Genomic DNA, 25,500 nt, shown 5'->3' with positions numbered 1-25,500 from the left:
TCACCCTCAATAGGAAACGTAGACGTCGGTCAGCAGATCTTCCGGAGCCGGATAGGCGGCCGCGCGGGCTTGCGTCACGGCATCGTCGACCAGCGCCTCAACGTCCGCGTCGATCGCCGCCAGCTCCTCCGCACTGATCTGCTGTTTGACCTGCTCCGTGAAGATCGTCAGCGGGTCGTGCTGTTCACGCAGGCGCTGGACTTCCCCCTCTGCGCGGTACAGCGCCGGGTCGCCTTCGAAGTGGCCGTGCCAGCGGGAGGCCTTGGCCTCGATCACGCTGGGGCCGCCGCCCTCGCGAGCACGCTTGACCGCCTCTGCGGTGGCGGCATAGACAGCAAAGAAATCGGTGCCGTCCACCGTCACCGCCGGCAGGCCGAAGCCGGCCGCACGCCTGGCGATATCGCGACCGCCGACGGCGTAGTCATGCCCGGTACCTTCGCCATAGCCGTTGTTCTCGAAAATAAATACCGCCGGCAGTTGCAGCACCACGGCCATGTTGATGGCTTCAAAAACCAGCCCCTGATTGGAGCCGCCGTCGCCGGTGAAGGACACGCCGACGTTGCCGGTCTTCAGGGTTTTGGCCGTCAGCGCGGCGCCGATGGCCAACGGCGGAGCGCCGCCGACGATAGCGTTCGCGCCCAGCATGCCTTTTGACAGATCGGCAATGTGCATGGAGCCGCCCTTGCCGCGGCACAAACCGCTGTCCTTACCAAAAATCTCGGCCATCATGCCGTGAATATCGCAGCCTTTGGCAATGCAGTGGCCATGCCCGCGGTGCGTAGAACCAATGAAATCGGCATCGGTCAAGTTTTCGCAGACCCCCACCGCAATGGCTTCCTCACCGGTATAAAGGTGAATGAAGCCCGGAATGTCACCGCTGGTGTTTTCCTGATGCAGACGCTCCTCGAATGTCCTGATCTCGCGCATCTTACGGTAGGCCTGCAGCAAAGCCTGTTTGCTCAGCATCATCTGATTCTCCTCAATAAGGGTCGGACAGGCGGGCTACTTGACAGGGCGCGCACGCCCTAACCACACCAATACAAAAAATGTACGGGTGTTTCGGCAGGCTGCGAAGCCACCCGAATGGGTGGGTAAGTGGGGGTTTTCATGTTTGAGGTCAAATTTTCTGAATTTTATTAAGCTCTCCGGAACGACGGCGCCCTTTCCTCCCGAGCTCTGACATACACTTGAAAAAAACAGCATGCGGACAGACAACTACGGATGAAGCAATCGGACGTTACGGGTTCCCAATCTACATCGTTGGTCTCGGGGCCTTTACGGCTGACGCGAGGCTTGCCGCTCATCCTGACAAAATTCGTTCCGCCGCGCTCTTCCGCCCAGTTGCTGCCGCGCCCGCGCCTGCTCGAGTGCCTCGATCAAGTACGCCTGCGGCGTCTGGCCATCGTTTGTGCCGGCGCGGGCTTCGGCAAAACCACGCTGCTGGCGCAGTGGCACCGGCAGTTGGTCGACCAGGGTGAGCACATCGCCTGGCTCAGCCTTGATGAGGATGACGATGACGTCTGGCAGTTCATCCCCTATCTGCTGCATGCGCTGCGGCCGCTCTACGCCGGTTGGGACGCCGATTTTTGGCAGAACATCAAAGACCACGCGCCATCGAGTTCCCAGCAGCTGCTGGCCGGGCTGATTAACCAGCTGCACGCCTGTCCGCACGACCTGTACCTGATCATCGACGATTTCCATATGATCAATAACGCCGGCGTGCATGAGGCGCTGAGCTATCTGCTGCGGCATGCGCCTGCGGCGCTGCATCTGATCGTCGGCAGCCGGTTTCACCCGAGCCTGTCGCTGCGCCGGCTGCAGGCCCAGGAGCAGCTGGTGGAAATTCACGATCGGGACCTGCAGTTCACGCTCGACGAAACCCGCAGCTATTTCAGCCAGACGGTCGCCGTACCGCTCAGCAATCAGGATGCCCTGCGGCTAGTTTCCGCGACCGAGGGCTGGATCGCCGGCATGAAGATCGCCTCACTGTCCCCTGAGCTGCGTGAAGACCCCGGGCAGCTGATCCACACGCTGCGCGGGGGAACGCGCTCTATCGCCCGCTATCTGCAGGAGGTGGTGCTCGACCCGTTGCCGGCGGAAGTGCTCGACTTCCTGCTGCAGACCGCGTTCCTTAACCGCTTAAATGCCGAGCTGTGCAACGCCGTCACCGGGCGCGACGACAGCGAAGCGATGCTGGAATGGATTGAGCGGCACAACCTGTTCCTGTCGGCTCTTGACGAGCAGGGCTATTGGTTCCGCTATCATCCCCTGCTGCAGGAAACCCTGAGCGCGGCATTGCGCCACCGCGCCGATATCAACCTTAAACAGCTGCACGAACGCGCCAGTCATTGGTTTGTCGAACGGCTGCTGTGGGCGGAAGCGGTGCGCCATGCGCTGGCCGCCGGCAAGCCGGTGCACAACCCCGGGCAAGATGGCGCGAGCGCCCAGTCGCTGGCCGAAGAGGGGGATATTGATACGCTGGTATCCTGGATGCGGCACCTGCCGGCGAGCGTCGATCCGTCGCGCATTGACCTGCAAACCAATCTGGCCTGGGCGCTGGCGCACCATTTCCGTTTCGATGAGTCGCGCCAGTTGCTCGACAGCCTCGACCAGATGGTGGCGAGCCACCGTGACGGGATGGCCCGCAGCGCCAGGATCAAGCTGCGGGTGGTGCGCGCCATCTGCGAAGCCTTTGCCGAAAACATCCCCGAGAGCCTGGCCATTGTCGAACCTTTGCTGGCGGAGGTGCCCTGCGGCGATACCTGGGTCGATGGCCTGATATGCAACATTCTTAGCTACTGCCACGTGATTGATCAGCGCTATACCGAGGCTCTGGCGGTCCAGCGCCATATGCCCAGCCCGGACACCCCGCTGGACAATCTGTTCGTCTCGGTTTACCGCGCCTTTATCATCGCCCAGTGCCATCTTCATCAGGGCGATCTGGAGAACGCCGAGCGGTATGCCGGCAATGCGCTGCGTCAGGCCGAGCGCTACACCGGCCCCCACTCGACCAGCGGCGCTACGCTCGCGCCGCTGCTGGCGGAAATCGCCTACGAGCGCCGGAGCCTTGAGTCGCTCGACCGTCTGCTGGCTGACCGGCTTGAGCTGATCGACCGCTTCAGCCCGCCCGACGCGCTGAGCCGCTGCTACACCTACCTTGCGCGTCAGGCCATGCATGGCGGCATGCCGCACGAGGCAGAGCGGCTGCTGGAACACGCGCAGCAGCTGGCGGTGTCCCGCGGCTGGCAACGGTTGCACGTTCTGCTGCTGGCCGAGCAGGTAAGAGTGCGTTTGCAGCATGCGGGCCGCCCCGGCGCAGAAGCGCTGCAGCGGCAGCTGGAACAGCTGGCGCGCCATACCGCGATTGATGCCGAACACCCTTGTCAACGCGCGATCGCCCAGCATGCGGCACTCAGCCGCAGCCGCCTGCTGTTGGCCGCCGGCCAGACGTCGCAGGCCTGCAAACTGCTGGCCGAACTGGTGAGCGCCCAGGAAAAACGACGCGACTGGCTCACCGCCGCGCGCCTGCGGGCGCTCTGGGCGGTCGCCCTGTGGAAGAGCGGTAAAAACGCGGCGGCCTGCACGACGCTGCAACCGGTGATGCAGCTGGCCGAACATCCGCATCTGATGCACAGCTTTCTTGAGGTCGGCGACAGCCTGCAGCCTTTGCTCAGCCACCTGCAGGCCGACCCCGCCGATAACCCGCAGGGCGCGCAGCTTAGCCCGGTTAATCAGGCCACGCAGAGCGGCGAACCACGGCAGCAGCACAACCATGACGTTTCTTCGGGACTCAGTGAGCGAGAGCTCCAGATATTACGCCTGATCGCCGAGGGCCAGACGAACAAGGACATCGCCCGCTCCCTGGCTATTTCCGCCCAGACCGTGAAGTGGCACCTGAAAAACGCCTACGCCAAGCTCAACGTCAACAGCCGCACCCAGGCCATGAGCCGTGCGCTGGAAATGAATCTGCTGGATTAAAAAGGGGGGCAGTTAGCGCATCCGTCAAAGCTTACGCCAACTCGGCTTTCTCTACGCCCTCAAGCACACGCAAAAGCAATCCCTTGCCATCCTCTGGCGCAAAAGAATTAAAATAACGCTCTTTAAATTCAGACTCGATGATACTGTCATCGTTCGACAGGAACGCTAACACCTCTTTTTTCAAATCTTGACGGTCTTGCGTTGTTAGCCCTTTTGTATAGATGTCGATGGCATCATCAATCGTCTCCGCCCCGGTAATATAATCAAAATCCTGATTAAGCGTACCTTCAATCATAAGGTCAATGTTGGTGGTTAAAAGCATCGGTTAACCCTCGGAGAGTACGGTTAAAACATAATATGGTTTACCATTGGCGGCGGGTAGTCGGCGGATAACGCAAAGATCTCCCGGCCCCACAAATATACTAACTATTCGCTGGCTCGGATATCACGAAGCCGTTCCAATAATCAGGCACCGCAGATGAACCCACGGGCAAAATCGAGTGCCTCAAGGTGAACGAATACGACAACCAACCGCAAGAATGACAGGCAATTGTAGTGAAGTCTGTTGTGGCTTACCTGACGGCTACCTTCCTGTTGAACTTGTAAGTAAGACTTACAGGTTGCATTTTGTTCAAGCTCGCCCTCTTCATAGATCGCTTTGATATGTCGCGTAATCGCTGGCGAACATAACGACCTCAGCAGCCGGGGTTGGGTTGAGCGTTTATCTGCATGCCACCTCCGCTTTAATCTGACTTACTGCGCCTGTTCCCGCGCATTTAGCATAAATGATGTATCCATGGGGAAATTTTTATCGGGGCATATCCTGCACGACCTTACCTTTCATCTTGGTCCCATCATGGGATGCAGGGTATGATCCGGGGTATTCACCGATTTTTACGCAACCTGAGCATCGAACCAGGTATCGCCGATTTTTGAGGTCTTAAATGGATAACGCAGAACAACAATTTTTGCACGATCTGGATACTAAGTTCTGGAAAGCCGCTGACAAGCTGCGCGCCAATATGGACGCGGCCAACTATAAGCATGTGGTGCTGGGGCTGATCTTTCTGAAGTATGTATCGGATGCCTTTGATGCACGCTGGAAAGAGCTGAAAGGCCTGTTTGAAGATAGCGCCAACCCGGACAATATTTACGCGCTGTCGCGCGAGGATTTTGACTCAGAGGAAGAGTATCAACAGGAGATTGCCGAAGAGCTGGAAGTCAAGGATTACTACACCGAGAAAAACGTCTTCTGGGTACCGAAGCTGGCCCGCTGGGAAACGCTGAAAAGCAACGCCGTACTACCTGTCGGCACGGTTATCGGCAAAGATGACAGCGGCAAGGCGATCACCATGACGTCAGTATCCAAGCTGATTGATATTGCGCTGGATACCATCGAGAACAGCAACCCGAAGCTGAAGAACGTCCTTAACCGTATCGGCCACTATCAGCTGGGTAACGAATTGCTGATTAGCCTGATTAACGTCTTTTCCGATACCAGTTTTAGCAACCCGGAACATAACGGGGTGAAACTTAACCTGAAGAGTAAGGATATTCTCGGGCATGTCTACGAGTACTTCCTTGGTCAGTTTGCCCTGGCGGAAGGGAAGCAGGGCGGGCAGTACTACACGCCTAAAAGCATCGTAACGCTGATCGTTGAAATGCTGCAACCTTACCAGGGGCGCGTCTACGATCCGGCGATGGGCTCCGGCGGTTTCTTTGTGTCGAGCGATCGCTTTATTGAAGCGCATGCCGACGAACAGCATTACAACGCGGCAGAGCAGAAGCGCAATATTTCTGTTTACGGGCAGGAATCTAACCCTACCACCTGGCGTCTGGCGGCGATGAACATGGTGATTCGCGGCATCGATTTTAACTTTGGTAAACAGAATGCCGACACATTCCTGAACGATCAGCACCCGGATCTGCGTGCTGATTTTGTGATGGCCAACCCGCCGTTCAATATGAAGGAATGGTGGCATGCGAAGCTGGAAGAGGACGTGCGCTGGCAGTACGGCACGCCGCCACAGGGCAATGCCAACTTTGCCTGGATGCAGCATATGATCCACCACCTGGCGCCGAAGGGGTCGATGGCGCTGCTGTTGGCCAACGGCTCGATGAGTTCCAATACCAACAGCGAAGGTGAAATTCGCCGGGCAATTGTTGAGGCGGATCTGGTGGAATGCATGGTGGCGCTGCCGGGGCAGCTATTTACCAACACCCAAATCCCGGCCTGTATCTGGCTACTGACCAAAAATAAATCGGGGGGTAACGGTAAGGCGCACCGTAAAGGTGAAGTGTTGTTCATCGACGCCCGGCAGATTGGCTATATGAAAGACCGCGTACTGCGCGATTTTACCCGCGAAGATATCGCTAAAATTGCTGACACCTTCCATGCCTGGCAGACGGACAAAGCGTATCAGGACGTCCCCGGCTTCTGCTTTGCCGCTACGCTGGAAGACATCCGGAAGAACGACTTTGTGCTGACTCCGGGGCGCTATGTGGGCGCGGTTGAGCAGGAAGAGGACGATGAGCCGTTTGCCGAGAAGATGACACGACTGACGACGCAGCTTAAAGAACAACTGGAAGAGAGTGCAAAGCTGGAAGCACAGATTAAGGCGAATCTGGGGGGGCTGGGTTATGAGATCTAATCTAATTTATTCTCTTTCCGAAATTGCAGAAATTTATGATGGCCCTCATGCAACACCCAAAAAATTAGAGGAAGGCGACGCTATTTTCTTAAGCATTTCTTCCATCGAGGATGGAAGATTAAACTTGGAAAAGTCATCCTTCATTTCCGAAGATGATTTTGTTAAATGGACGCGTAGAGTAACTCCGCAGGCAGGAGATGTTGTTTTTTCCTATGAAACAAAAATTGGCGAGGCATCAATTATTCCTGAGGGATTACGTTGCTGTTTAGGCAGACGCATGGGATTACTGAGGGCCAAACAAGATAAGGTGTTACCTCAGTATCTACTATATGCTTATCTATCTCCAGCATTTCAGGAGGTGATTAGAGAAAAAACTATCCACGGTAGTACTACTGATCGCATTTCAATTAAGGAGATGCCTTCATTCAACATTCAAATACCCGACATAACCACACAAAAAAAAGTAATTCAGGTTTTAAATTCAATTGATAGTAAATTATATAAAAACACTGAAATAAACCAAACATTAGAAAAAATATCACAAGCCCTATTCAAAAGCTGGTTTGTCGATTTTGAACCGGTTAAAGCCAAAATTGCGGTGCTGGAAGCAGGTGGTTCACAGGAAGAGGCTACGCTTGCCGCCATGACGGCTATTTCTGGGAAAAATGCGGATTCCCTAGTCGTTTTTGAACGTGAGCAGCCGGAAAAATATGCTGAGCTTAAGACTACGGCAGAGCTATTTCCTTCTGCAATGCAAGCAAGTGAATTGGGAGCAGTACCGGTCGGGTGGAGTTCGCAACGACTATCAAACATAGCAACGCTTCATTATGGGAAAGCATTAAAAAAAACAGAACGTATTGATGGGCCATATCCTGTTTATGGTTCTGGGGGGATTACGGGTTATCACAACAGCTACCTTGTCGAAGGGCCTAGTATTATCGTTGGCAGAAAAGGCTCAATTGGTACTGTTTATTGGGAGGATGGGGAGTTTCATCCAATTGACACTGTCTATTATGTGACTAAAAAAGAAGGCATTCCATTAAGTTATTTGTACTATTTAATAAAAACATTGAATCTGCCCAGCATGAACACCGACGCTGCAGTTCCTGGGCTAAATAGAGATAATGTTTATCGTCTTGAGGTATTGCAACCAACTCAATCTATCTTGAATAGATTCGACAATAACATATCAACCATCAGGAATGGGATTCAAAAAAATAATACTACAATAGTATCATTGGTTGATTTACGCGACACCCTGCTCCCCAAACTCCTTTCCGGCGAAATTACTCTCCCGGAGGCCGAAGCATCAGTAAAGGACGCTGAACATGTTTAAGGTCGATCAACTCAACAACAGTCTGCAACCGCTACAGGAAACCACCTTCAGCCATGCAGGCTTTACTGAACGCCACCACTTACAGGAGTGGCTGGCGAAGCATCCGCAGGCGTTAACCCGCAACAGCGATGATGAACTGTTGATTATCCAGAAAGAGTTTGCCGGGTTTGACGACACCAAAGAGCGCCTCGATCTGCTGGCCATCGACAAAGACGGCAATCTGGTGATCATCGAGAACAAACTCGACGATTCCGGGCGCGATGTCGTCTGGCAGGCACTGAAATATGCGGGTTACTGCGCCAATTTGCGCAAAGAGCATATCGTGGAGATATTCCAGCGCTACCTTGAACAAAACGAACCGGATGAAACCCGGCCAGCGGCCGACGTGCTGGCGGAGTTTCTCGAACACGATAGCCTGGAAGAGGTGCAAATTAACCAGAGTCGCTCGCAGCGCATCATGTTGGTTGCGGCAAATTTCCGCAAAGAAGTGACCAATACTGCACTCTGGCTGATGCAGTTCAATATTCGCGCTCAGTGCTTTAAAGTGACGCCATACTGTTATGGTAACGATGTGTTTATCGACATCAAACAGGTTATCCCCACGCCGGAAGCAGAATCCTATATGATTGGTATGGCGCAGAAAGAGGCCGAAGAGCAGTCTACCTCCGGGGAATCCAAAGCCCGTCACCACTTACGCAAGGCTTTCTGGAGCCAGGCTCTGGAGAAATTCCGCGGGAGCTCATGTTCACTGTATAACAATATCAGCCCGTCAACCGACCATTGGCTGAGCGCGGGCTCTGGAATCAGCGGTGTTTCGTACAATCTTATCTTCAGCAAAAAAGAAATTCGGGTTGAACTCTGGATTGCCAAGCCCTCAGCACAAATCAATACGTTCGCGTTTGACTGGCTTTATGAGCGCAAATCTGCGATTGAAAACCGCTTTGGTCATGAGATTGTCTGGCAGGCATTACCGGATAAGAAATCCTGCCGGATTACTTATAAAAAACCGATTAACGGCATTGCCGATCGGGAAAAATGGCCGGAAATGATCGACTGGTTGAGTGAACATATGATGACCTTTGAAAAGGCCTTTTCCAGATATCTACCTGAACTTAATCAGTTGATTAAGCAATCCCTTAACGGGCATGATGAGGTGGATACCACCAAAGAAGAAACGGAACACGTTTAATACAGGGCGTTACCTATGTTGACCGAAGACCAATTAGAGCAGCTTTGTCTGGGCTGGTTTGCCGAGCAGGGTTGGGAGATTCATCACGGCCCGGATATTGCGCCGGATGGCAGTAATCCACAGCGTGCCAGCTATCATGATGTATTCCTGACGCCTGTTTTGACTGCCAGCCTGCAAAAAATAAATCCACACCTGCCTCCTGAGGTCTTCGAACAGGTTATTTCCCGCATTACCCGCCCTGAAAGCCCGGATCTGATTGCCAGTAATAAAGCCTTTCATCACTGGTTGCTGGAAGGAGTTCCGGTACAGTATCGTCGTGACGAAGAACTTATCCACGACCACGCTCTGCTGATGGACTTCAGAGCGCCGAAAAATAATCGCTTTATGGTGGTTAATCAAATGACCATCAGCGGAACCAAACAGCCACGCCGTCCGGATATTGTCTGTTTTATTAACGGACTGCCGTTGGCAGTGATTGAGCTGAAAAGCCCCATTGATGACAAAGTGGATATCTGGGATGCATACCATCAGTTGCAGACCTATAAAGACGAAATCCGCGATCTGTTTATCAGCAATGAGGCGCTGGTGGTGAGCGATGGCTATCTGGCGCGCGTCGGCTCCCTAACCGCTACGGAAGAACGCTTTATGCCGTGGAAAGCCATCAGTGATGAAAATGATAAACCGTTACTGGAATGGCAACTGGAAACCGTAGTACGGGGCTTTTTCAACCGGGAACTGCTGCTCGACTATATCCGCTACTTTGTTCTGTTTGAGAGTAGTGAGGATCGGCTGATCAAAAAAATTGCCGGTTACCACCAGTTCCACGCGGTACGTGAAGCAGTACAGGCGACGATAGTCGCCGCTACCGGTAAGCAACTAGCCTTACACAGCAACATTCAACCCGGCAGTAAAAAAGCGGGCGTGGTCTGGCATACCCAGGGTTCCGGTAAAAGCATCTCCATGTGTTGCTACGTGGGTAAATTATTGCAGCAGCCGGAAATGGGTAACCCGACCATTGTTGTCGTGACCGACCGTAACGATCTGGACGGTCAGCTTTATGGCACCTTTTGTCAGGCGCAGGAACTGCTCAAACAAATGCCGGTACAGGCCGACGATCGCGAGGCGTTGCGTGAACTGCTTGCAACCCGCGATGCAGGCGGCATTATCTTCACTACCGTGCAGAAGTTCTCTCCGGAAAAAGAGGAAAACGCTCATCCGATACTTAATGGGCGCAGTAATATCGTAGTGATTTCCGATGAAGCGCATCGTAGCCAGTACGGCATGAATGCCACTCTGAATCGTGAAACCGGCGTCTATAAATACGGTTACGCCAAACATATGCGTGATGCACTGCCCAACGCCTCGTTTCTGGGTTTTACCGGAACACCAGTCTCGGCAGAGGATCGCGATACCCGCGCGGTATTTGGCGATTACGTCTCAATTTATGATATTCAGGACGCGGTGGATGATGGCGCAACGGTGCCTATCCACTACGAATCCCGGCTGGCGAAACTCGATCTCAATCATAAGGAATTGGCGGCACTGTCCGATCAGGTTGATGAACTGATTGAAGATGATGAACTGGATCTGCGTGAAAAAACCAAAGGTGAATGGAGCCGTCTGGAGAAACTGGTTGGTGCTAAACCTCGTCTCCAGCAGGTTGCCGCCGATCTGATTTCTCACTTTGAGAAACGCAATACCGTGATGGACGGAAAGGCGATGATCGTTGCTATGAGCCGCGAAATCTGCGTCCATCTTTACGATGAAATTATCGCGCTGCGTCCAGACTGGCACGATGACGATCCTGAAAAGGGGCAAATCAAAATCGTGATGACCGGTACGGCATCTGATAAGGCTATGCTGCAACCACATATCTACAACAAGCGAACCAAAAAGCGGCTGGAGTCCCGCTTTAAGAATGTGAACGATCCGCTAAAGCTGGTGATCGTACGCGATATGTGGTTGACCGGCTTTGATGCCCCTTGCTGTCACACCATGTATATCGACAAACCGATGCGCGGTCATAACCTGATGCAGGCTATTGCCCGCGTCAACCGGGTATTCAAAGATAAACCCGGTGGGCTGGTAGTGGATTACATCGGTATCGCCAATGAATTAAAGCTGGCGCTGAAAACCTATACCGATGCAAACGGTAAAGGCGATGCGACGATCAACGCCGAAGAAGCGCTGGCAATCATGCTGGAAAAGTTGGACATCATTCACGGTATGTTTGCCAAAACAGCAACGTCAGCAGGTTTTGACTACACCGGCTTTGAGGCTCACGCACAAAAGCTGTTGGTGCCGGTTGCAAACTATGTGCTCAGTCTTGAAGAGGGCAAAAAGCGCTTTCTCGACAACGTACTGGCAATCACCAAAGCCTGGTCACTTTGTTGTACGCTGGATGCGGCGCAGCCTTATAAACTGGAGATCGCTTTCTTGTCTGCGGTGAAGGCCGCGATCAGCAAATTTACCACCGTGGACAAAAAAATAAGTCAGGCTGAGAGGAACTCAGCGCTGAAACAGATACTGGATAACGCGGTGATCGCTAACGGCGTAGATGATATTTTTACGCTGGCCGGTCTGGATAAACCCAATATTGGGCTACTGTCGGATGAGTTTTTGCAGGAAGTTCGCGAAATGCCATATCGCAATCTGGCGGTAGAACTGCTGGAAAAACTGATTAATGATGGCATCCAATCCCGCACAAAAAACAATGTGGTGCAGGAGAAAAAGTATTCGGAACGTCTTCAGTCCGTGTTGATTAAATACAACAACCGGGCGATTGAGACAGCGCAGGTGATTGAAGAACTGATCCAGATGGCGAAGGATTTTCAGTCCGCAATGGCGCGTGATGATGCACTTGGTCTGAACCCTGACGAAATCGCTTTTTACGATGCCCTGGCAGAAAATGAAAGCGCCGTTCGGGAGCTGGGGGATGAAGTCCTGAAGAAACTGGCTATTGAAGTGACCCTGAAGTTGCGACAATCCACAACGGTAGACTGGCAGGTGCGAGAAAGCGTGCGTGCAAGGTTGCGTATTCTGGTTCGCCAGACTCTGCGTCGGTATAAGTATCCTCCGGACAAAACGCCGGGGGCGGTGGAGCTAATTTTAAAACAAGCGGAAGTTATTTCGAATCACTGGACGATGTAACAAGTGAAAATTTCTGTCAGGAGCATGTTTTAAGGAAATAGTAGTATGGCCAAGATGATCCCAGCATTCGGACCCGTTGATAATGATAGTTATGGAGAAAAAACGGTCTATGCCCTGTTAAAAGAAGGGCTGCCCGATGATTTCACCGTGATTCATAGCCTCCCGTGGTTGAGTTCGGCAGCCCGTCATCTTGGTATGAAATTACCTCCAAGTGGTGAAATAGATTTTCTTGTTCTCCATCGTATCTATGGTGTTTTGGCTTTAGAAGTAAAAAGTGGCATATATCGCGTAGATGGCCCTATTTTTGTACATCTCAAAACAAATAACAATGTCGATGTAGTGAAGCAAACACGTAACAATGCTCATGGATTAGCCCGTTGGTTAGGGGGAGCAACAACATTACGGTTGCGTATTGGTTATGGGTTTATTTTTCCTGATAGCTATTTCGATGATAAAGTTATAAATACAGCAATGGTTGATGCGTCGGTAAGACCATTTAGAAAGATATTCATTGATAAAAGCCAACTCCCGGAAGTTGCAAAGTACACTATTGATATAATGCAATACTGGAAAACTGCATTGGAAAATAGTGATTTAGGGAGTGAACGTCTTCAATTAATCATAAAGTCTATATGTCCACATTTTGATGGTACTCCTGACTTGGGAACCAGGATTATTTATGATAATCAACTCTGGTTAAAACTCACACATGAACAAATTAAGGTCATTGAACTCCTGTCAAAATATCAACGATTTGTTGTAACTGGATGGCCAGGAACAGGAAAGACCCTAATTGGTATTGAATTCGCCAGGCGGCTTGTTAGAGATCAAAAAAAAGTTCTATTTATTACTTTCAATAACCGCCTTTCTGAATACATTCGTCAGCAAACTCCAGATTCATTATGCGACGTATTTACCTGGCACAAACTCTGTCATCAGGCTCGTAATAGATTAGCCTTGCCCCCCGAGTCTCCAACCGACTGGTTTGAATCAGGATGCTGCGAGGATTTGCTTAGTGCATTAAATAAAAACAAGCTAAAGGATTATGATGCTTTAATTATTGATGAAGCGCAGGCGTTGCATTCATCGTGGTTGGAAACTTTATTTTGTTGGTTTAAAAATAAAAGAATTATTGCATTTTGTGATGAAACACAAACATTCTCTTTTGAAAAAGGGACGAATCACACTGATCTTCAACGGATAATTAATTCCCAATTTTCCTTCAGCTTAACTATTGTTTTAAGATGTCCCAAAGCTGTTACTGATTATTTAATGTCTATCAGACCGTCTTCATATCAAATTACCTCCCCCAGGAGTAACGAACCCGATACATTAAAAGAATTAGTTGTTATCGACCCAATCGCCACACTACTTAATGAAATTTTACGATTGAAAAGTAGTTCTGTGACACCTGATGAAATCACAGTCCTTGTTCCTACTGATTTAGTGAAAAATTTTCTCCAGAAAGACATGAAAACTTTTGATATAAATATTGAAACTGTGTCTCGTTTTCGTGGTATGGAATCACCTGTTGTTATTACTCTGGATTCCTCAAACATGGAGGATGCTCAGTTATTCTGTGCTTATTCAAGAGCGACGACGGCTTTCATTGCAATTTATGACTCGGAGAAGTTAGCATGGAGAGAACATAATAGTTTTTTGAAACAACTAGTTAATAGAAAGGAAATCCAGCAAACAATTAATGAAGCTAAACATAACTCTTCATCAAAGGTTCTTATGGCTGATTTTTTTAATAAAGGAGACCTGAAGCTTAACAGTGTAAAATTAGCATGGTCAGAAGATTTTTCTGCGTGGCTTATTGAGTTTGATGCAGAAAATTCACCAGCGAAAACATGGGTTGATTATTTATACTCTCATTATACTTGGCCAATTATATATTGGTCCGTAAATTCACGAAGAGTTATTTATTACATTACAAATCAACAATTCGAATTAAACAGATTAGGCGCAGGGACAAGTTTATCAATAAAGAATTGTGCTATATGTGAAAAGATGATACCTTTTGACTCTGAGAATAATTGTTTGCTTTGCAATAAGGAAACTAAAGAATCGTTACCAACCAGACACGAAATTAATGAAATTCGCGAGTTTGATTTAACAATCTCTCAGGGTAATTTTAATCCAGCTATTCAAAAAGAAAAGAGACGATTATTACCCATACCGTTAGCGGCGGCTAGTGCCCGAAGAGTGGCATTTGAAAAGTCATATAGAAATAAAGTACTAAGCGAATCATTACCTGAAGGAAAACTTCTCTACAGAAGTGCATTGGCTTTTATACAGGCTTGGATTGCATTATTACCACCGGATAGAACACTAGTATTGGATGAAATAACAGACGCACTACGCAAACGCTATATCCATCTTGACCGATTAGATCGCTCAGAGTTACGAAGTGCTTTAGCTTTAGCACTGTCAGCTTGCTACAATAAAAACCATCTTATTAAAATTGGAAAGGGTAAATATTTACCCGTTGACGACTAACAGCTATTTATACATAAATTTTTTAGTTTATTTAAAACTTCACAACACATAACCACCCTTAAACTTAATGGGTTAATTATTGTAATTAGGTATTCTATACACACGACTTTGGATATAAGGAAGTAATCATGCCCTTAGATTTAAGTAACACCTTAGTTATTGGCATCAGCGCAACTGCACTTTTTGACATGAGTGAATCCGATCGTATGTTTCGGGAAACCTATGCGACCGATCCCAATAGCGCCATAGAAAAGTACCGCGCCTATATGCTTGAACACGAAAACCAGCCTTTACAGCCCGGTACAGGTTATCCTTTAGTCAAAGCACTTCTGGGGCTCAACCAGTACCGCCAACCGGATGATAAATCACCGCTGGTTGAGGTTGTCGTCATGTCGCGTAACAGTCCCGATACCGGTATCCGCATTTTGAATACCATTCGCCATGATAAACTTGATATCACACGCTCTGCCTTTACCGCAGGCGAAACGGTTGCCGATTACCTTGATGCCTTTGATGTCGATTTGTTTTTAACAACTAACGTCGAAGATGCGCAAAAGGTTATTGATTCCCGATTCTGCGCCGCTGCAATCCTTAAAGATCCCCCGTCCGATGCCTCCGATATCCCGGAAGAACAGGTCCGCATTGCGTTTGACGGTGATGCCGTGCTTTTCTCTGATGAAAGTGAATTAGTCTATAAGACTCAAGGGATGGCCGCTTTTCATGCTCTGGAGGATGCGCAGCAAGATATCCCGATGACAGAGGGGCCATATGCCACTTTGCTAAAAAAAATAGCCAAGCTTCAGGAACGACTCCCGACAAGGGTTGAATATTCTCCTGTCCGTATTGCATTGGTGACAGCCAGAAACAGCCCTTCGGAAATGCGCGTCATTAAAACGCTGAGAAGCTGGGGGGTCTATGTCGATGAGGCTTTTTTTCTCGGCGGTGTAGAGAAAACAAAAGTTCTGAAGGCATTTAAACCGCATATTTTCTTTGACGATCAGGATGTGCATTTGAATACTGCTGCAAAAGTTGTTCCTTCCGGAAAAGTACCTTACGCCAGTAACTCAGAGCTTTTTGAAAATAAATCATTATAAGATTCTAAATAGCCATTTTTAATTCTGGATGGCTATTTTATTGATTTATGCTATCTCCCCAAAAGCCCCTTCTAGCACAGTTCCACCTTATTCCCAACGCACCAAATAAGGGATTAGAAGAGATTTTGTTGACGCAGGCAGAGTTCAACGGAGGCTAATTGGCGGAAGATCACAGGAGTCGAACCTGCCCGGGACCGCTGGCGGCCCCAACCGGATTTGAAGTCCGGCCGCCCCACCGGGGACGATGATCTTCCGTAGACATCGCAGCAAGGGGGCGGATTATAGCGCGAATTGCGGCCGCGCGCTAAGTGGCAATTGGCGATCGCCGTATCAGTTCAGGCGCTCCTCAAACGGCCGCTCGCCGACAAACCCTTGGCGCAGCCAGTCATACAGCTCCGCGTTGCGCCGGAAGCCCATTTTATGCATCACGTTGATTTTATGCTGGCTGGCGGTTTTCACGCTGATCGCCAGCCGCCGGGCGATCTCCGTGATCCGCATCTCCTGGCGCAGGCACAGCATGATTTCCCGTTCGCGCTCGGTCAGCGCATAGCGCTGGCAGGGACAATGTTCGGGCACAAACGGCCGCGCCAGCGCCGAAATACGCCGCTGCAGCAGCGCGTTTTCCACCTGCTGCAACGCGGCGGCAACCGGCATGTTCTGCACGATCACCCCGGCCTGCAGGCGGCAGTCGGCCCGCATAGCGTCATGGCCCTGCGCCTGACGCACGGCAAAATAGAGCGGCGCGGCGCCCGGCCGTTTTTCCGCATAGCGGCAGAAACAGCTCGGGCTGCCGGGCGGAAAATAGTGGAACAGCAGATCGGCCAGATACGCCTGCGGCCCCTCCAGCATGCGGGTCTCCACGCCGGCGGCGTAAAAGCGCGCGGTCAGCGCTTTTTGCAGCCCGGCGGCGAAATAGCGGTTGCCGTCCAGTACGGCCAGTGTCGTTACGGCATTCATCTCTGCTCTCCTGCTGTTGGCTTTCCGTTTTTTTCTAAGGCCTTAGCGATCCGCCGCCGGCTGCGGCGCGCGGCTGTTGTCGATGCGCAGTTCATACACCATGGTGGCGTTTGGCGGCACCTTCGGCGGGTAGCCGGTTTCGCCGTAGGCCAGCGCCGGCGGCACCACCATGGTGATGCTGCCGTGGTCGCGCAGCCGGCCGATCGCCTCGCGGAACAGCGGCGGGAAACCGGACAGCGGCAGCGACAGCACCTTGCCGTTCAGATCCATATCCTGGATCACCGTGCCGTCCGTCAGCGTCTCCTTCACCACCACGTCGATCACCGCGTCCTGCGCCAGCGCGCGGTCGCCGGCGTAGTCGACCCGGTACCAAAAGCCCGTCGGCGAACGCTGCACGCCCGGCCGTTTGCTGAACTGCGCCACATACTCCCGGTCCCGCTGCTGCTGCGCGTTGACGATGCGTTCGCGCGCCGCGCCGGCCGCCGCATCGGCCTTGGCCATCAGCGCGTTCAGCACCTGCGGCGACAGCCGTTCACGCCCCGTCAGGTTATCCAGCACACCGGCCAGCAGGCTGCGCCGGTCCACCGGCACGCCCCAGCTCTGGCGCTCCGTCATCATCGTCTGAATATCGCGCCCCAGCGCGCTGCCTGCGGCGTAAGACAGGCGGTGGTTCTCGTCCTGCAGCTGTTCCGGCGTAATGCTCCACTGCGCCTGCAGCTGCCGCCACGCGTCACGCTCTTTGGCAAAGCGCTGCGCCTGTTCCCGCTGCTGCTGCTCCGCCTGCGCCCCCTGCTGCTGCGCCAGTTTGATCAGCTCTGCGGCGCGTCGGCTATCCGGCGTGCCCTGCCAGGCGCGGCGCAACCCGGCCAGCCACTGCTGCAGCGGGGTCAGATCCGGCAGCGCCGCCGGGGCGGGCGTCTCATGCACCGCGGCGCGCAGCGCGGCGTTCTCCTGCCGCAGCGCCTGCAGCTCCAGCCGCTGCCGGGCCAGCTGCTCATCACGCTCCTGCAGGCTGCGGCGCGGCGTCAGCGTCACGGCGGCGGGCGCGGCCGGCTTGTTCGTCGCCGGACGGGGGCTGGCCTTCTGCGCTGGCGCGGCAGAGGGCTTGTGGCGTTCCGTCACCGGCGGCGTATCGCTGCGCTGCTGATACTGTTCGGCAAACTGCAGCAGGGCGGGAATGCCGTCATCGGCCAGGGCGCAGCGGGGCAGCGCGCAGGCCGCCAGCGCCAGACACGCCGCCACGGATGCACGGCGCGTCATTTAACCTGCTCCCCGCGCTCGACCAGCCCGGTCATCACCGCCTGTTCAATCGCCGCGCACAGCCGGCTGACCTTGTAGCGGTACAGCGCATCCACCGTCTCCTGCGTGTCGTCGTTCACCCGGGCGCGCAGGCCGGCATACTGCGATGCGCCGCCCATCAGGCTGTCGAAGGCGCGCTGATATTCCTGATAACCTTCGGGATTGATTTTCTGCAGCGCCGTCAGCGCCTGCTGGCACTGCTGTAAACGTTGGGCCTCGCGCTGCTGACGCTGCGGCTCGACGGACGACGCCGGCTGCGGCTTGGCGGCGGCGTTGGGTTTAGCCTGTTGGCAGGCCGCGCCGCCCAGCAGCGCCAGCGTCAGAATGCCCGCCCGGACGACCAGGCGCACAGAGTTATCGGTCATGGTTGTTGCTTCCTTTCTCAGTTAGGCGTGGCCTGCCGCGGGCCGGAAAAACGCGCATCGGCGGGAAACAGCAGCGCGGCGTCGGCGCGATAGCGCTCCGCCTCGGCGCTGTGCTGCTGGTAACGTAAAATGGCGATCAGGCTGGCGTAGACGTTGGCGTCAATGCGTACCCGCAGGTAGCGCCTGGCCCAGTCGCGGTATTGCGTCAGCTGTTGCTCATCGCGCGTCTGGTTGTAGGCCAGCAGGCGCTGCGTCTGTAAATCAAACTCGCGCCGCGGCCGCTGGCTCCAGGCGACGACGGGCGACATCTCGCGCAGCGGGCGCACGTCCCGCAGGCCGCCGCGTTCCGCCTGCGTCAGCAGCCAGCCGGCCCGCAGCGCCGCCAGCATCAGCACCAGCCCACTTACGCACAGCAGCGTAACGCCAAGGCGCAGCGGCCGGGAGCGGCGTAGCGTCAGCACGCTGCGGCGGCTGCTCAGGCGGTCCAGCTGCGCCAGCAGCAGCATAAACAGCAGCCAGTGCAGGGCCGAGAGGTAAAACGGATACTCCAGCTGGCTGTGCAGCAGCATCGGCAACAGCGCCAGACACAGCGCCGTCGCCTCGCCGGCGTGGCGGCGGCGGCAGGAGAAGGCGCGGCGGTCAACGCGCAGCGCCTGCCGCAGTAAATGCACGCCCCCCAGCAGCAGCAGCACGATGCCCGCCAGCGCCACCAGTCCGCCCTCCAGCCACCACAGCAGGATCTCGTTGTGCGGATGGCCGGCAATCTCCAGCACCGGCGTCGGCGACTGCTGGGCGATGCGGAAGTGCTGAAACGCATACTCAAACTGGCCGTAGCCCCAGCCCAGCCAGGGCTTCACGGCGATCATTTTCAGCGTGTCCTGCAGCATGGCGAGCCGCGCCTGATTCGACAGCGCGTGCGACACATAACGCACCTCGCCAGTTTCCCCCAGCCACAGCAGCAGCGCCGTAGCGAGCGCGCCGCCCAGCAGCACCGCCAGCGCGGCCCGCTGCAGCCGGGGGGCGCAGACGCGGCGGAACGCCAGCCAGAACCCCGCCAGCACCAGCGCGCCCCCCAGCCAGCCGGCGCGCGACTGCACCCACACCAGCAGGGCGGCCAACAGCGCCAGCAGCGCCGCCAGCCCCGCCTGTCTGGCCCGTTCCGCCCGCGCCGCACGCAGCACATAACCCGGCAGCACCGCCAGCATCAGCGCCAGCGCCAGACCGGTGGCGATAAAACTGCCCAGCACGTTCGGCTGCTGGAAAATACCGAACACGCGCGTTCCGCGCAGCGGCACCCAGCTCCAGCCCGGCCAGAACAGCTGCAGCAGCGCGATCAGGCTCTGGCCCGCCGTCAGCGCCAGCAGCAGCGCAATCAGCGCCGTACGCCAGCGAAAGGCCAGGCGCACCTGCAGCCAGCCGCAGTACCACAGCCAGCCGGCCAGCAGCGCGCTCACCCGCCACGCCGCTGGCGCATAACCGTCTGGCGGCGCATAGGTCAATGGCACGCTCAGCAGCGCGACGCCCGGCAGAAAATACGCCGCGCTGCGGCTTAAGCGCCACGTGCGGCGGTCTGGCTGCCGCCAGCAAATCAGCAGCAGCATCGTCGCCATCAGCGCATAGGTCAGCGCGTTCAGCGGCAGCTTTAGCCCGCTGCCGCCCATATTGGGCAGATAGCACAGCGAGGCGGCCAGCAGGCCGAGGAAGCACGCCGCCAGCGCGTTATTCGTATTCCAGACTGAACGTGGCCGTTGCACTGAATTCCCCGCGTCCGATGGTTTTGTCGGCAATCGCCTGCGGTTCGCCGCGCACATAGGCTTGCAGCGCAATCAGGTTGCTGCCCGCCGCCAGGCGATATTTTTTACTGGCGTTATTCAGCGGCAGCGCCGTGCCGTCGAGGTTTTCCAGCCCGATGGCGACGCCGGAGGCGCTGCTGCCGCCGTCCAGCGCCAGCAGCCCCGGCAGCCTGGCGTTCTCGGCGCCGCTGAAGGTCACCGCCACCGTATTGCCCAGGCTAAGATCGCACTCCGCCAGATGCAGAGAGAAGGTCTGGCTGAGCGTACGGCCGTTCAGATACAGGTACTTGTCGACAATGGTGCCGAAGTCGAGCCGGATCAGCTCCTCCCCCGGCGGAATGACGCAAGGCTCCGCCACCAGCGTGCCCTCAAACCGCATGTTCTCATCCGCCGCCGCCGGCCGGGCCGCCAGCCCGCCCAGCATCAGCACGCCGGCCGCCAGCAGCGCGCCGCGCCGTTTGCCCACGCTTGTACTCATAAACGCCTCCCTGAATTGGCATAGCGCCACACCGCCTTACGCATGATGTGCATCAGTCGTAATACAGGCGAAAATCGATGGTGGCGCGATAGGCGCCGACGCCCAGCGTCGCCGGGGTACGCACCGGCGTGATGGTGTAGGTCAGCGTGTTCTGCCCCGGCGTCAGCAGCCTTGGCGCGTTGCGCGCTCCCAGCCTGACCGGCGCGCCGGCGCTGTCCGCCAGCCGCAGCGCCAGCCCGCTGACGCCGCTCACCCGAATCAACGACGGCGCGTCCGCATCGGCGGGCGCGGTAAAACTGACCGACACCGCCGGCTGGCTGCCGCTCCAGGCCAGCGCGCCGCCCCACGGGTCGCGGTTGCTGGCCGGCGCGCGCAGGCAGTCCTTCAGCCGCAACTGAAAAGCGACCGGCGTCCCCCGGTCGCCCGGCTGCTGGAAACCGGCGCTGCCCAACTCGCCCAGCCACACCTCCTGCCGCGCCGTCGCCATCTCCAGGCTGCAGGCGCTTTCACTCAGCGCGCCGCGCACGTGCAGCACGCCGTTGGCCCCTTCGACGTCCCAGTTATCCACCGCCTGCGCCGGGGGCATCAGCATCACCACCACGCCCGCCGTCAGCGGCAGCATCATCGCCGCCGCCACCGTCAGGCCAATCAGCCGCCGCTGGTAACGGATAAAAGCCCGGCCGGACAACTTCTGGCTCTTGCGTCGCATCGTTATTGTCTCCGCTGTGTTGATTAGCGCTTGTCAGCCACCGTCAGGCACAGATTGCCCGTACAGCGAAAGACCAGCTGCGGACGGCCGCCATAGTCATTGATATAGGTCAGCACCGGGCCGGTGCCGATCGCCGCGGCGGACACGCCGAGAGGCGCGCTGCCCTTCGGCGCCACCATCACCGGCTCAAAACCGGCGATGCTCTTGCCGCCCTTGCGCGCCGCGCCGTCCACCAGCGTCACGTAGTAAGGGGTCGGGTTGTTCACCACATACTTATCGCCCTGGCGGGTCAGCGTCAGCGACTGCTGGCTGGGTTCCGCATTCTTCTGCGGCGCGACGGCCGCCGGGCGGTAGAACATTTTGATCCGCGTCTGCAGCGCGATCTGCAGGGTGTTCGGCTTGTTGCTGCGCGGCGGTATCTCCCGCAGGTTGAAGTAGTAGAGCGTTTCGCGGTCCTGCGGCAGCAGTTTGGCCGCCGGCAGCGCCTGAATCTTCACCTGGCTGGGTTTGCCCGGTTCCACCCGCTGCACCGGCGGCAGCACCGTAAACGGCGACTGGATCTTGTTGCCCTGCTCATCCTCGATCCAGCCCTGGGCCAGATAAGGCAGCTGTTTGTTCTGGTTGCTGATATTCAGGCTGACCGTTTTCTGGTCGCCGTCAAAAATCACCCGCGTGCGATCCAGCGCAATCGCGCCCTGCGCCGGTGCGGCCGTCAGCAGCGCGGCAAAGGCCAGCGGCGCGCCCAATACGGCGATGTTCAGTCTGGTTTGAGTCTGGTTACGCATTGTTTTCACAGTTATCAGTCCGTTATCGGTGACCGTGCGCCGCAGCGCCGGTCTGGTCATCGGGTCGGGGGGATCTCCTGGCCGCCTGCGCCGACGGGGCGGCAAGGCAGCAGCAGGTTATTCATCAACATATCGGCCGGCAGCGGCGCCGGCAGATGCACCTCGCACTGCGCCGCGCCGTTCCAGTGCACCGTCATCGCCTCGCCCGGGTTGATGCCGGACAGGTAAACGCTGCCGCCGTCGTTGACGATGCCGGTTTCCTGCTTGCGCGCATTCATCACCGTGGCGCCGAACGGCGGCTCGCTGCCGTCCGCCAGTTTGATAATCGCCATCGCCTTTTCACCGGCGATCACCGCAAAGCGCCGGTAGCCGATGGCGCCTTCGGTCAGGGTGGCCTGCACCACCGAACGCGTCGCCTCTACCTTGTCTCCCAGCGCGTTAAGGTCGATGCTGGCCTTGTTGCGGTAATAGCTGTTGACGTCCGTCACCACGGCCTGACCAAAGCGGTTGGTCGCCACCGTGCTGCCGTAGCCGCGCACCGGCACGTCGGCCACGCCGTCGGTATCCAGCAGCAGCCGGGTGCCGCCCGGCGTCGCGATGCGGTGCAGCGCCCCGCCTTCCGCCGTGAGCGTCATTCCGCCCTGCGCGGCCAGGCCGACGGCGCTGTAGCGGCCGGCCTGATAGCTGGCGTTGGCGTTCACCTGGGCCATATCGCCTTCATGGCTGTAGTAGCCGCTGAGCGTCGCCCCGCTGCGTCCGGCGCCGGCGCTCAGCTGATAGTTGTCGTGCTCATTCACCCGGTCGTAGTAACCGACGCGGTGCGTGTTGTCGTTGCGGTCGATGGTGGTGTTGTAGCTGAGCGTGCCGCTGCTGCCCCACGGCACCGACAGCGACAGGTACATACCGTCGTCATTGCGCGCGTTGTAGCGGTTGCGGTAGGCCGACAGCGACAGGCTGAGGTTTTTAAACTCGCCGAGGTCGAAATAGCGCGACAGCATCAGGTTGTAACGGTCGTTCGCCGCCCGGTCCCAATAGGTCTGATGGCTGTAGTTGAGGTAGGCGCTCAGCCCCAGATCGCGGAACTGTTTATTGAAGGAGAGGGTGTACATCTCCTTGCTCTTGCCGTTTCGATCCCCCTCATAGCGGGCGTCCAGGTACTCGCCCATGCTCATAAAGTCTTCCTGGGAGAAGCGGTAGCCGGCGAAGGTGACCTGGCTGTCGTACTCATCAAAGTTTTTCGAATAGCTCAGGCGGTACGAGCCGCCGCTCTTGACCCCGTCCTGCGGCAGTCTGGCCCGCGACTGGGTGACGTCGAAGGAGAGCGCCCCCAGCAGCATCAGATCGCGCCCCAGCCCCAGCGACAGCGCGTTGTAGTCTCCGCCGCCGATGGCGCCGCCGTACAGCGACCAGCCGTTGCTGATCCCCCAGGAGAACTCACCGGTGCCGAACAGCGGCCCGCGCAGGTGGTGCCCCCACTCCGTCGGCTTGCCGGCGGCCAGCTTGTAGCGCACCCGGCCCGGCCGCGTCAGATACGGAATGCTGGCGGTGTTCATCTTGAACTGCTGCACGCTGCCGTCCTGTTCTTCCACCCGCACGTCCAGCTCGCCGGATACCGCGTCGTTAATATCCTGAATAAGGAACGGGCCGGCGGCCACCTGGGTCTCATACAGCACGCGCCCCTGCTGGCTGACCACCACCTTGGCATTGGTTTTCGCCACGCCGCTGATTTCCGGCGCGTAGCCGCGCAGGTTCGGCGGCAGCATATTGTCGTCCGATCGCAGGCTGGCGCCGGTAAAGCGCAGGCTGTCGAACAGATCGGAATTGAGATAGTCCTCCCCCATAGTCAGGCGGGAGCGCAGCGCCGGTATCGCCCGGTAGGCGTAATAGCGGCTCCAGTCGAACTGCCGGTCGGTGCCCTGGCCCGAACCGGTCTGGTGGTTAATGCTGGCCTGCCAGTCGGCGCGCAGCCGCCAGGCGCCCAGGTTGCCGCCGGCGGTGCCGTTGCCGCTCAGGCTGTAACCGTTGCCGCCCGCCTTCAGGTTCTTTTGCGTTTGCGCATTGAGGTTGTAATCCAGCAACAGCCCCGGAATACCGTTATCCCAGCGCGACGGCGGGTCCCAGTTTTCCGAGCTGTATTCCAGATAGGCCTGAGGAATAGTGAGATACAGCGATGAGGAACTTAAATCGCCGCGCGCCTCCATGCCGGCCAGGCTGCGCAAATCCAGGCACTGCCCGCCGTGGCTCCAGCGCAGCGTTTTTTCCAGCCCTTCCTTGACCCCCAGCTGTTTGACCAATGCCAGCGGCAGACACGCTTCGCTGCCTTTATCATCGTTTTCCGGCGCGACAAACGCGATCGGCTGTTCTGGCAGATCGTTTTTATTCACGTGAATCGCCATGGTGTAATTACCCGGCATAATGTAACCGCCGCGGGTAAACTGGCTCAGATCGATATTCTGACGATCGTTAATATCTAATACATCGGTATTAAACTGAATTTCTTCAGCGGCAAAAACCCAGGTTACGGGGCTGCCAAACGCCAGGGCAATACACAGCCCCAGCGTTTGCAGACGAAATAACTTCCCTGCCGGTGAAAGCATCATCAACATCCCTTCAAAACGAATTAACCGTCAGCACGAAAAATCAGAAATAATCCAGCTTAAAACGCACCGTGGAAAAATATGCTCCCGCCTTCAGCGGCTGGTGATTGGGCATTAACGTCATGGAATAACGCAGCACGCGGTTGCCCGGCGTAACGCTTTCCTGCGCCAGAGGTTCTCCGGGGATGACCCTTTTGCCGTTGCCGTCATCAATTTTTAATGCGACGCCGCGGGCCTCGCCCTGCACGCCGAATAGCGCGCCGTCCGCATGGCCGTCGAACGTCACCTGAAAAAACTTCCAGTCGGGTTTATTGCCCGGCCGCTCTAGTACGCAATTGACCAATTCGATACTGAACGTTTTCGTCATTCCCCGGCCGTCGCGCACAATCTGCCCCAGCGGGACCGTCTCCATATCGATGGTCTGATCGCGGCTGCCGGCGGCAATCGCGCAGGCGGTATCGATAATGGCGCCGTGCATACTGACCTGGCCCCACCCCTGCGCGGCAGGCGCGGCGCGGCCCGTGGCGGAAAACAGCGCGCAGCCGGCCAGCAGAGCGAGCGCGCCGGTCTGGTTCCAGTGTGACAACATCGCGGCATTCCTTTGACGGGGAAACGGC

At 55.9% G+C, this 25,500-nt stretch carries 18 protein-coding genes, 1 tRNA gene and 2 pseudogenes; 7 read left to right on the top strand and 14 right to left on the bottom strand.

The window, feature by feature from the left end; all coding sequences use genetic code 11:
* Nucleotides 1-6: 6 nt before the first annotated feature.
* Nucleotides 7-966 carry a thiamine pyrophosphate-dependent dehydrogenase E1 component subunit alpha gene (locus I6G83_RS07425; protein ID WP_161805782.1) on the bottom strand — a complete coding sequence of 320 codons (960 nt, stop codon included), beginning with the start codon at nt 964-966 and terminating at the stop codon, nt 7-9.
* A gap of 255 nt (nt 967-1,221) precedes the next feature.
* On the opposite strand from I6G83_RS07425, the gene I6G83_RS07420 reads away from it, so the two are divergent.
* Nucleotides 1,222-3,978, top strand: coding sequence for a LuxR C-terminal-related transcriptional regulator (locus tag I6G83_RS07420; protein WP_054306016.1), 2,757 nt, complete (start codon nt 1,222-1,224; stop codon nt 3,976-3,978).
* A gap of 31 nt (nt 3,979-4,009) precedes the next feature.
* On the opposite strand, the gene I6G83_RS07415 is transcribed toward I6G83_RS07420, so the two are convergent.
* From I6G83_RS07415 to I6G83_RS23705, 3 genes and pseudogenes are all read right to left on the bottom strand, one after another.
* Nucleotides 4,010-4,300 (bottom strand): contact-dependent growth inhibition system immunity protein, encoded by a 291-nt coding sequence (locus I6G83_RS07415; RefSeq protein ID WP_054306017.1) that lies wholly within the window; start codon nt 4,298-4,300, stop codon nt 4,010-4,012.
* Nucleotides 4,301-4,326: 26 nt separating this feature from the next.
* Nucleotides 4,327-4,469: pseudogene (locus tag I6G83_RS23710) on the bottom strand (hydroxyacid dehydrogenase); the annotation flags it as partial.
* A 15-nt stretch (nt 4,470-4,484) separates the two neighbouring features.
* Nucleotides 4,485-4,656: pseudogene (locus I6G83_RS23705) on the bottom strand (hydroxyacid dehydrogenase); the annotation flags it as partial.
* Nucleotides 4,657-4,922: 266 nt separating this feature from the next.
* Between I6G83_RS23705 and I6G83_RS07405 the strand changes: the two are divergent.
* The 6 genes from I6G83_RS07405 to I6G83_RS07380 all read left to right on the top strand — a co-directional run bounded on the left by I6G83_RS07405 (nt 4,923) and on the right by I6G83_RS07380 (nt 15,900).
* Nucleotides 4,923-6,629, top strand: a complete 1,707-nt coding sequence (locus I6G83_RS07405; protein WP_054306018.1) for a class I SAM-dependent DNA methyltransferase — start codon at nt 4,923-4,925, stop codon at nt 6,627-6,629.
* Entirely contained in the window at nt 6,619-7,965 is a 1,347-nt protein-coding gene (locus I6G83_RS07400) for a restriction endonuclease subunit S (protein ID WP_054306019.1), read from the top strand. Before I6G83_RS07405 ends, I6G83_RS07400 begins: the two co-directional genes overlap by 11 nt.
* Nucleotides 7,958-9,154 (top strand): DUF4268 domain-containing protein, encoded by a 1,197-nt coding sequence (locus I6G83_RS07395; protein ID WP_054306020.1) that lies wholly within the window; start codon nt 7,958-7,960, stop codon nt 9,152-9,154. The genes I6G83_RS07400 and I6G83_RS07395 overlap by 8 nt, the downstream gene beginning before the upstream one ends.
* 15 nt (nt 9,155-9,169) lie before the next feature.
* Complete coding sequence (locus I6G83_RS07390; RefSeq protein ID WP_054306021.1) at nt 9,170-12,304, top strand: type I restriction endonuclease subunit R; 3,135 nt, start codon at nt 9,170-9,172, stop codon at nt 12,302-12,304.
* A 45-nt stretch (nt 12,305-12,349) separates the two neighbouring features.
* Nucleotides 12,350-14,806, top strand: coding sequence for a nuclease-related domain-containing DEAD/DEAH box helicase (locus tag I6G83_RS07385; protein ID WP_072186112.1), 2,457 nt, complete (start codon nt 12,350-12,352; stop codon nt 14,804-14,806).
* Nucleotides 14,807-14,934: 128 nt separating this feature from the next.
* A complete protein-coding gene (locus I6G83_RS07380; RefSeq protein ID WP_054306022.1) occupies nt 14,935-15,900 on the top strand; it encodes a 5'-nucleotidase in 966 nt (321 codons plus the stop codon).
* A 159-nt stretch (nt 15,901-16,059) separates the two neighbouring features.
* On the opposite strand, the gene I6G83_RS07375 is transcribed toward I6G83_RS07380, so the two are convergent.
* From I6G83_RS07375 to I6G83_RS07330, 10 genes are all read right to left on the bottom strand, one after another.
* Nucleotides 16,060-16,154, bottom strand: a tRNA-Sec gene (locus I6G83_RS07375).
* Between the two features lie 76 nt (nt 16,155-16,230).
* Nucleotides 16,231-16,857, bottom strand: a complete 627-nt coding sequence (locus I6G83_RS07370) for a helix-turn-helix transcriptional regulator (protein ID WP_054306023.1) — start codon at nt 16,855-16,857, stop codon at nt 16,231-16,233.
* Between the two features lie 42 nt (nt 16,858-16,899).
* Nucleotides 16,900-18,117 (bottom strand): FKBP-type peptidyl-prolyl cis-trans isomerase N-terminal domain-containing protein, encoded by a 1,218-nt coding sequence (locus I6G83_RS07365; protein ID WP_062779117.1) that lies wholly within the window; start codon nt 18,115-18,117, stop codon nt 16,900-16,902.
* Nucleotides 18,114-18,521 (bottom strand): hypothetical protein, encoded by a 408-nt coding sequence (locus I6G83_RS07360; protein WP_054306288.1) that lies wholly within the window; start codon nt 18,519-18,521, stop codon nt 18,114-18,116. The genes I6G83_RS07365 and I6G83_RS07360 overlap by 4 nt, the downstream gene beginning before the upstream one ends.
* Before the next feature lie 17 nt (nt 18,522-18,538).
* The gene (locus I6G83_RS07355) at nt 18,539-20,275 is read right to left on the bottom strand and encodes a PglL family O-oligosaccharyltransferase (RefSeq protein WP_307710297.1); all 1,737 of its coding nucleotides are present in this window, start codon (nt 20,273-20,275) and stop codon (nt 18,539-18,541) included.
* The gene (locus I6G83_RS07350; RefSeq protein WP_054306289.1) at nt 20,241-20,792 is read right to left on the bottom strand and encodes a fimbrial protein; all 552 of its coding nucleotides are present in this window, start codon (nt 20,790-20,792) and stop codon (nt 20,241-20,243) included. Before I6G83_RS07350 ends, I6G83_RS07355 begins: the two co-directional genes overlap by 35 nt.
* A gap of 52 nt (nt 20,793-20,844) precedes the next feature.
* The gene (locus tag I6G83_RS07345) at nt 20,845-21,501 is read right to left on the bottom strand and encodes a fimbrial protein (RefSeq protein WP_054306290.1); all 657 of its coding nucleotides are present in this window, start codon (nt 21,499-21,501) and stop codon (nt 20,845-20,847) included.
* Nucleotides 21,502-21,524: 23 nt separating this feature from the next.
* Nucleotides 21,525-22,286, bottom strand: a complete 762-nt coding sequence (locus tag I6G83_RS07340) for a fimbria/pilus periplasmic chaperone (RefSeq protein ID WP_054306299.1) — start codon at nt 22,284-22,286, stop codon at nt 21,525-21,527.
* A 56-nt stretch (nt 22,287-22,342) separates the two neighbouring features.
* Nucleotides 22,343-24,886, bottom strand: a complete 2,544-nt coding sequence (locus I6G83_RS07335) for an outer membrane usher protein (RefSeq protein WP_054306291.1) — start codon at nt 24,884-24,886, stop codon at nt 22,343-22,345.
* A 40-nt stretch (nt 24,887-24,926) separates the two neighbouring features.
* Complete coding sequence (locus tag I6G83_RS07330; protein WP_054306292.1) at nt 24,927-25,472, bottom strand: fimbrial protein; 546 nt, start codon at nt 25,470-25,472, stop codon at nt 24,927-24,929.
* Nucleotides 25,473-25,500: the final 28 nt, after the last annotated feature.

The sequence above is a fragment of the Serratia rubidaea genome, assembly GCF_016026735.1.
In the GTDB taxonomy this organism is placed as follows: domain Bacteria; phylum Pseudomonadota; class Gammaproteobacteria; order Enterobacterales; family Enterobacteriaceae; genus Serratia_B; species Serratia_B rubidaea.
This window is presented reverse-complemented; position numbering and strand designations above follow the sequence as displayed.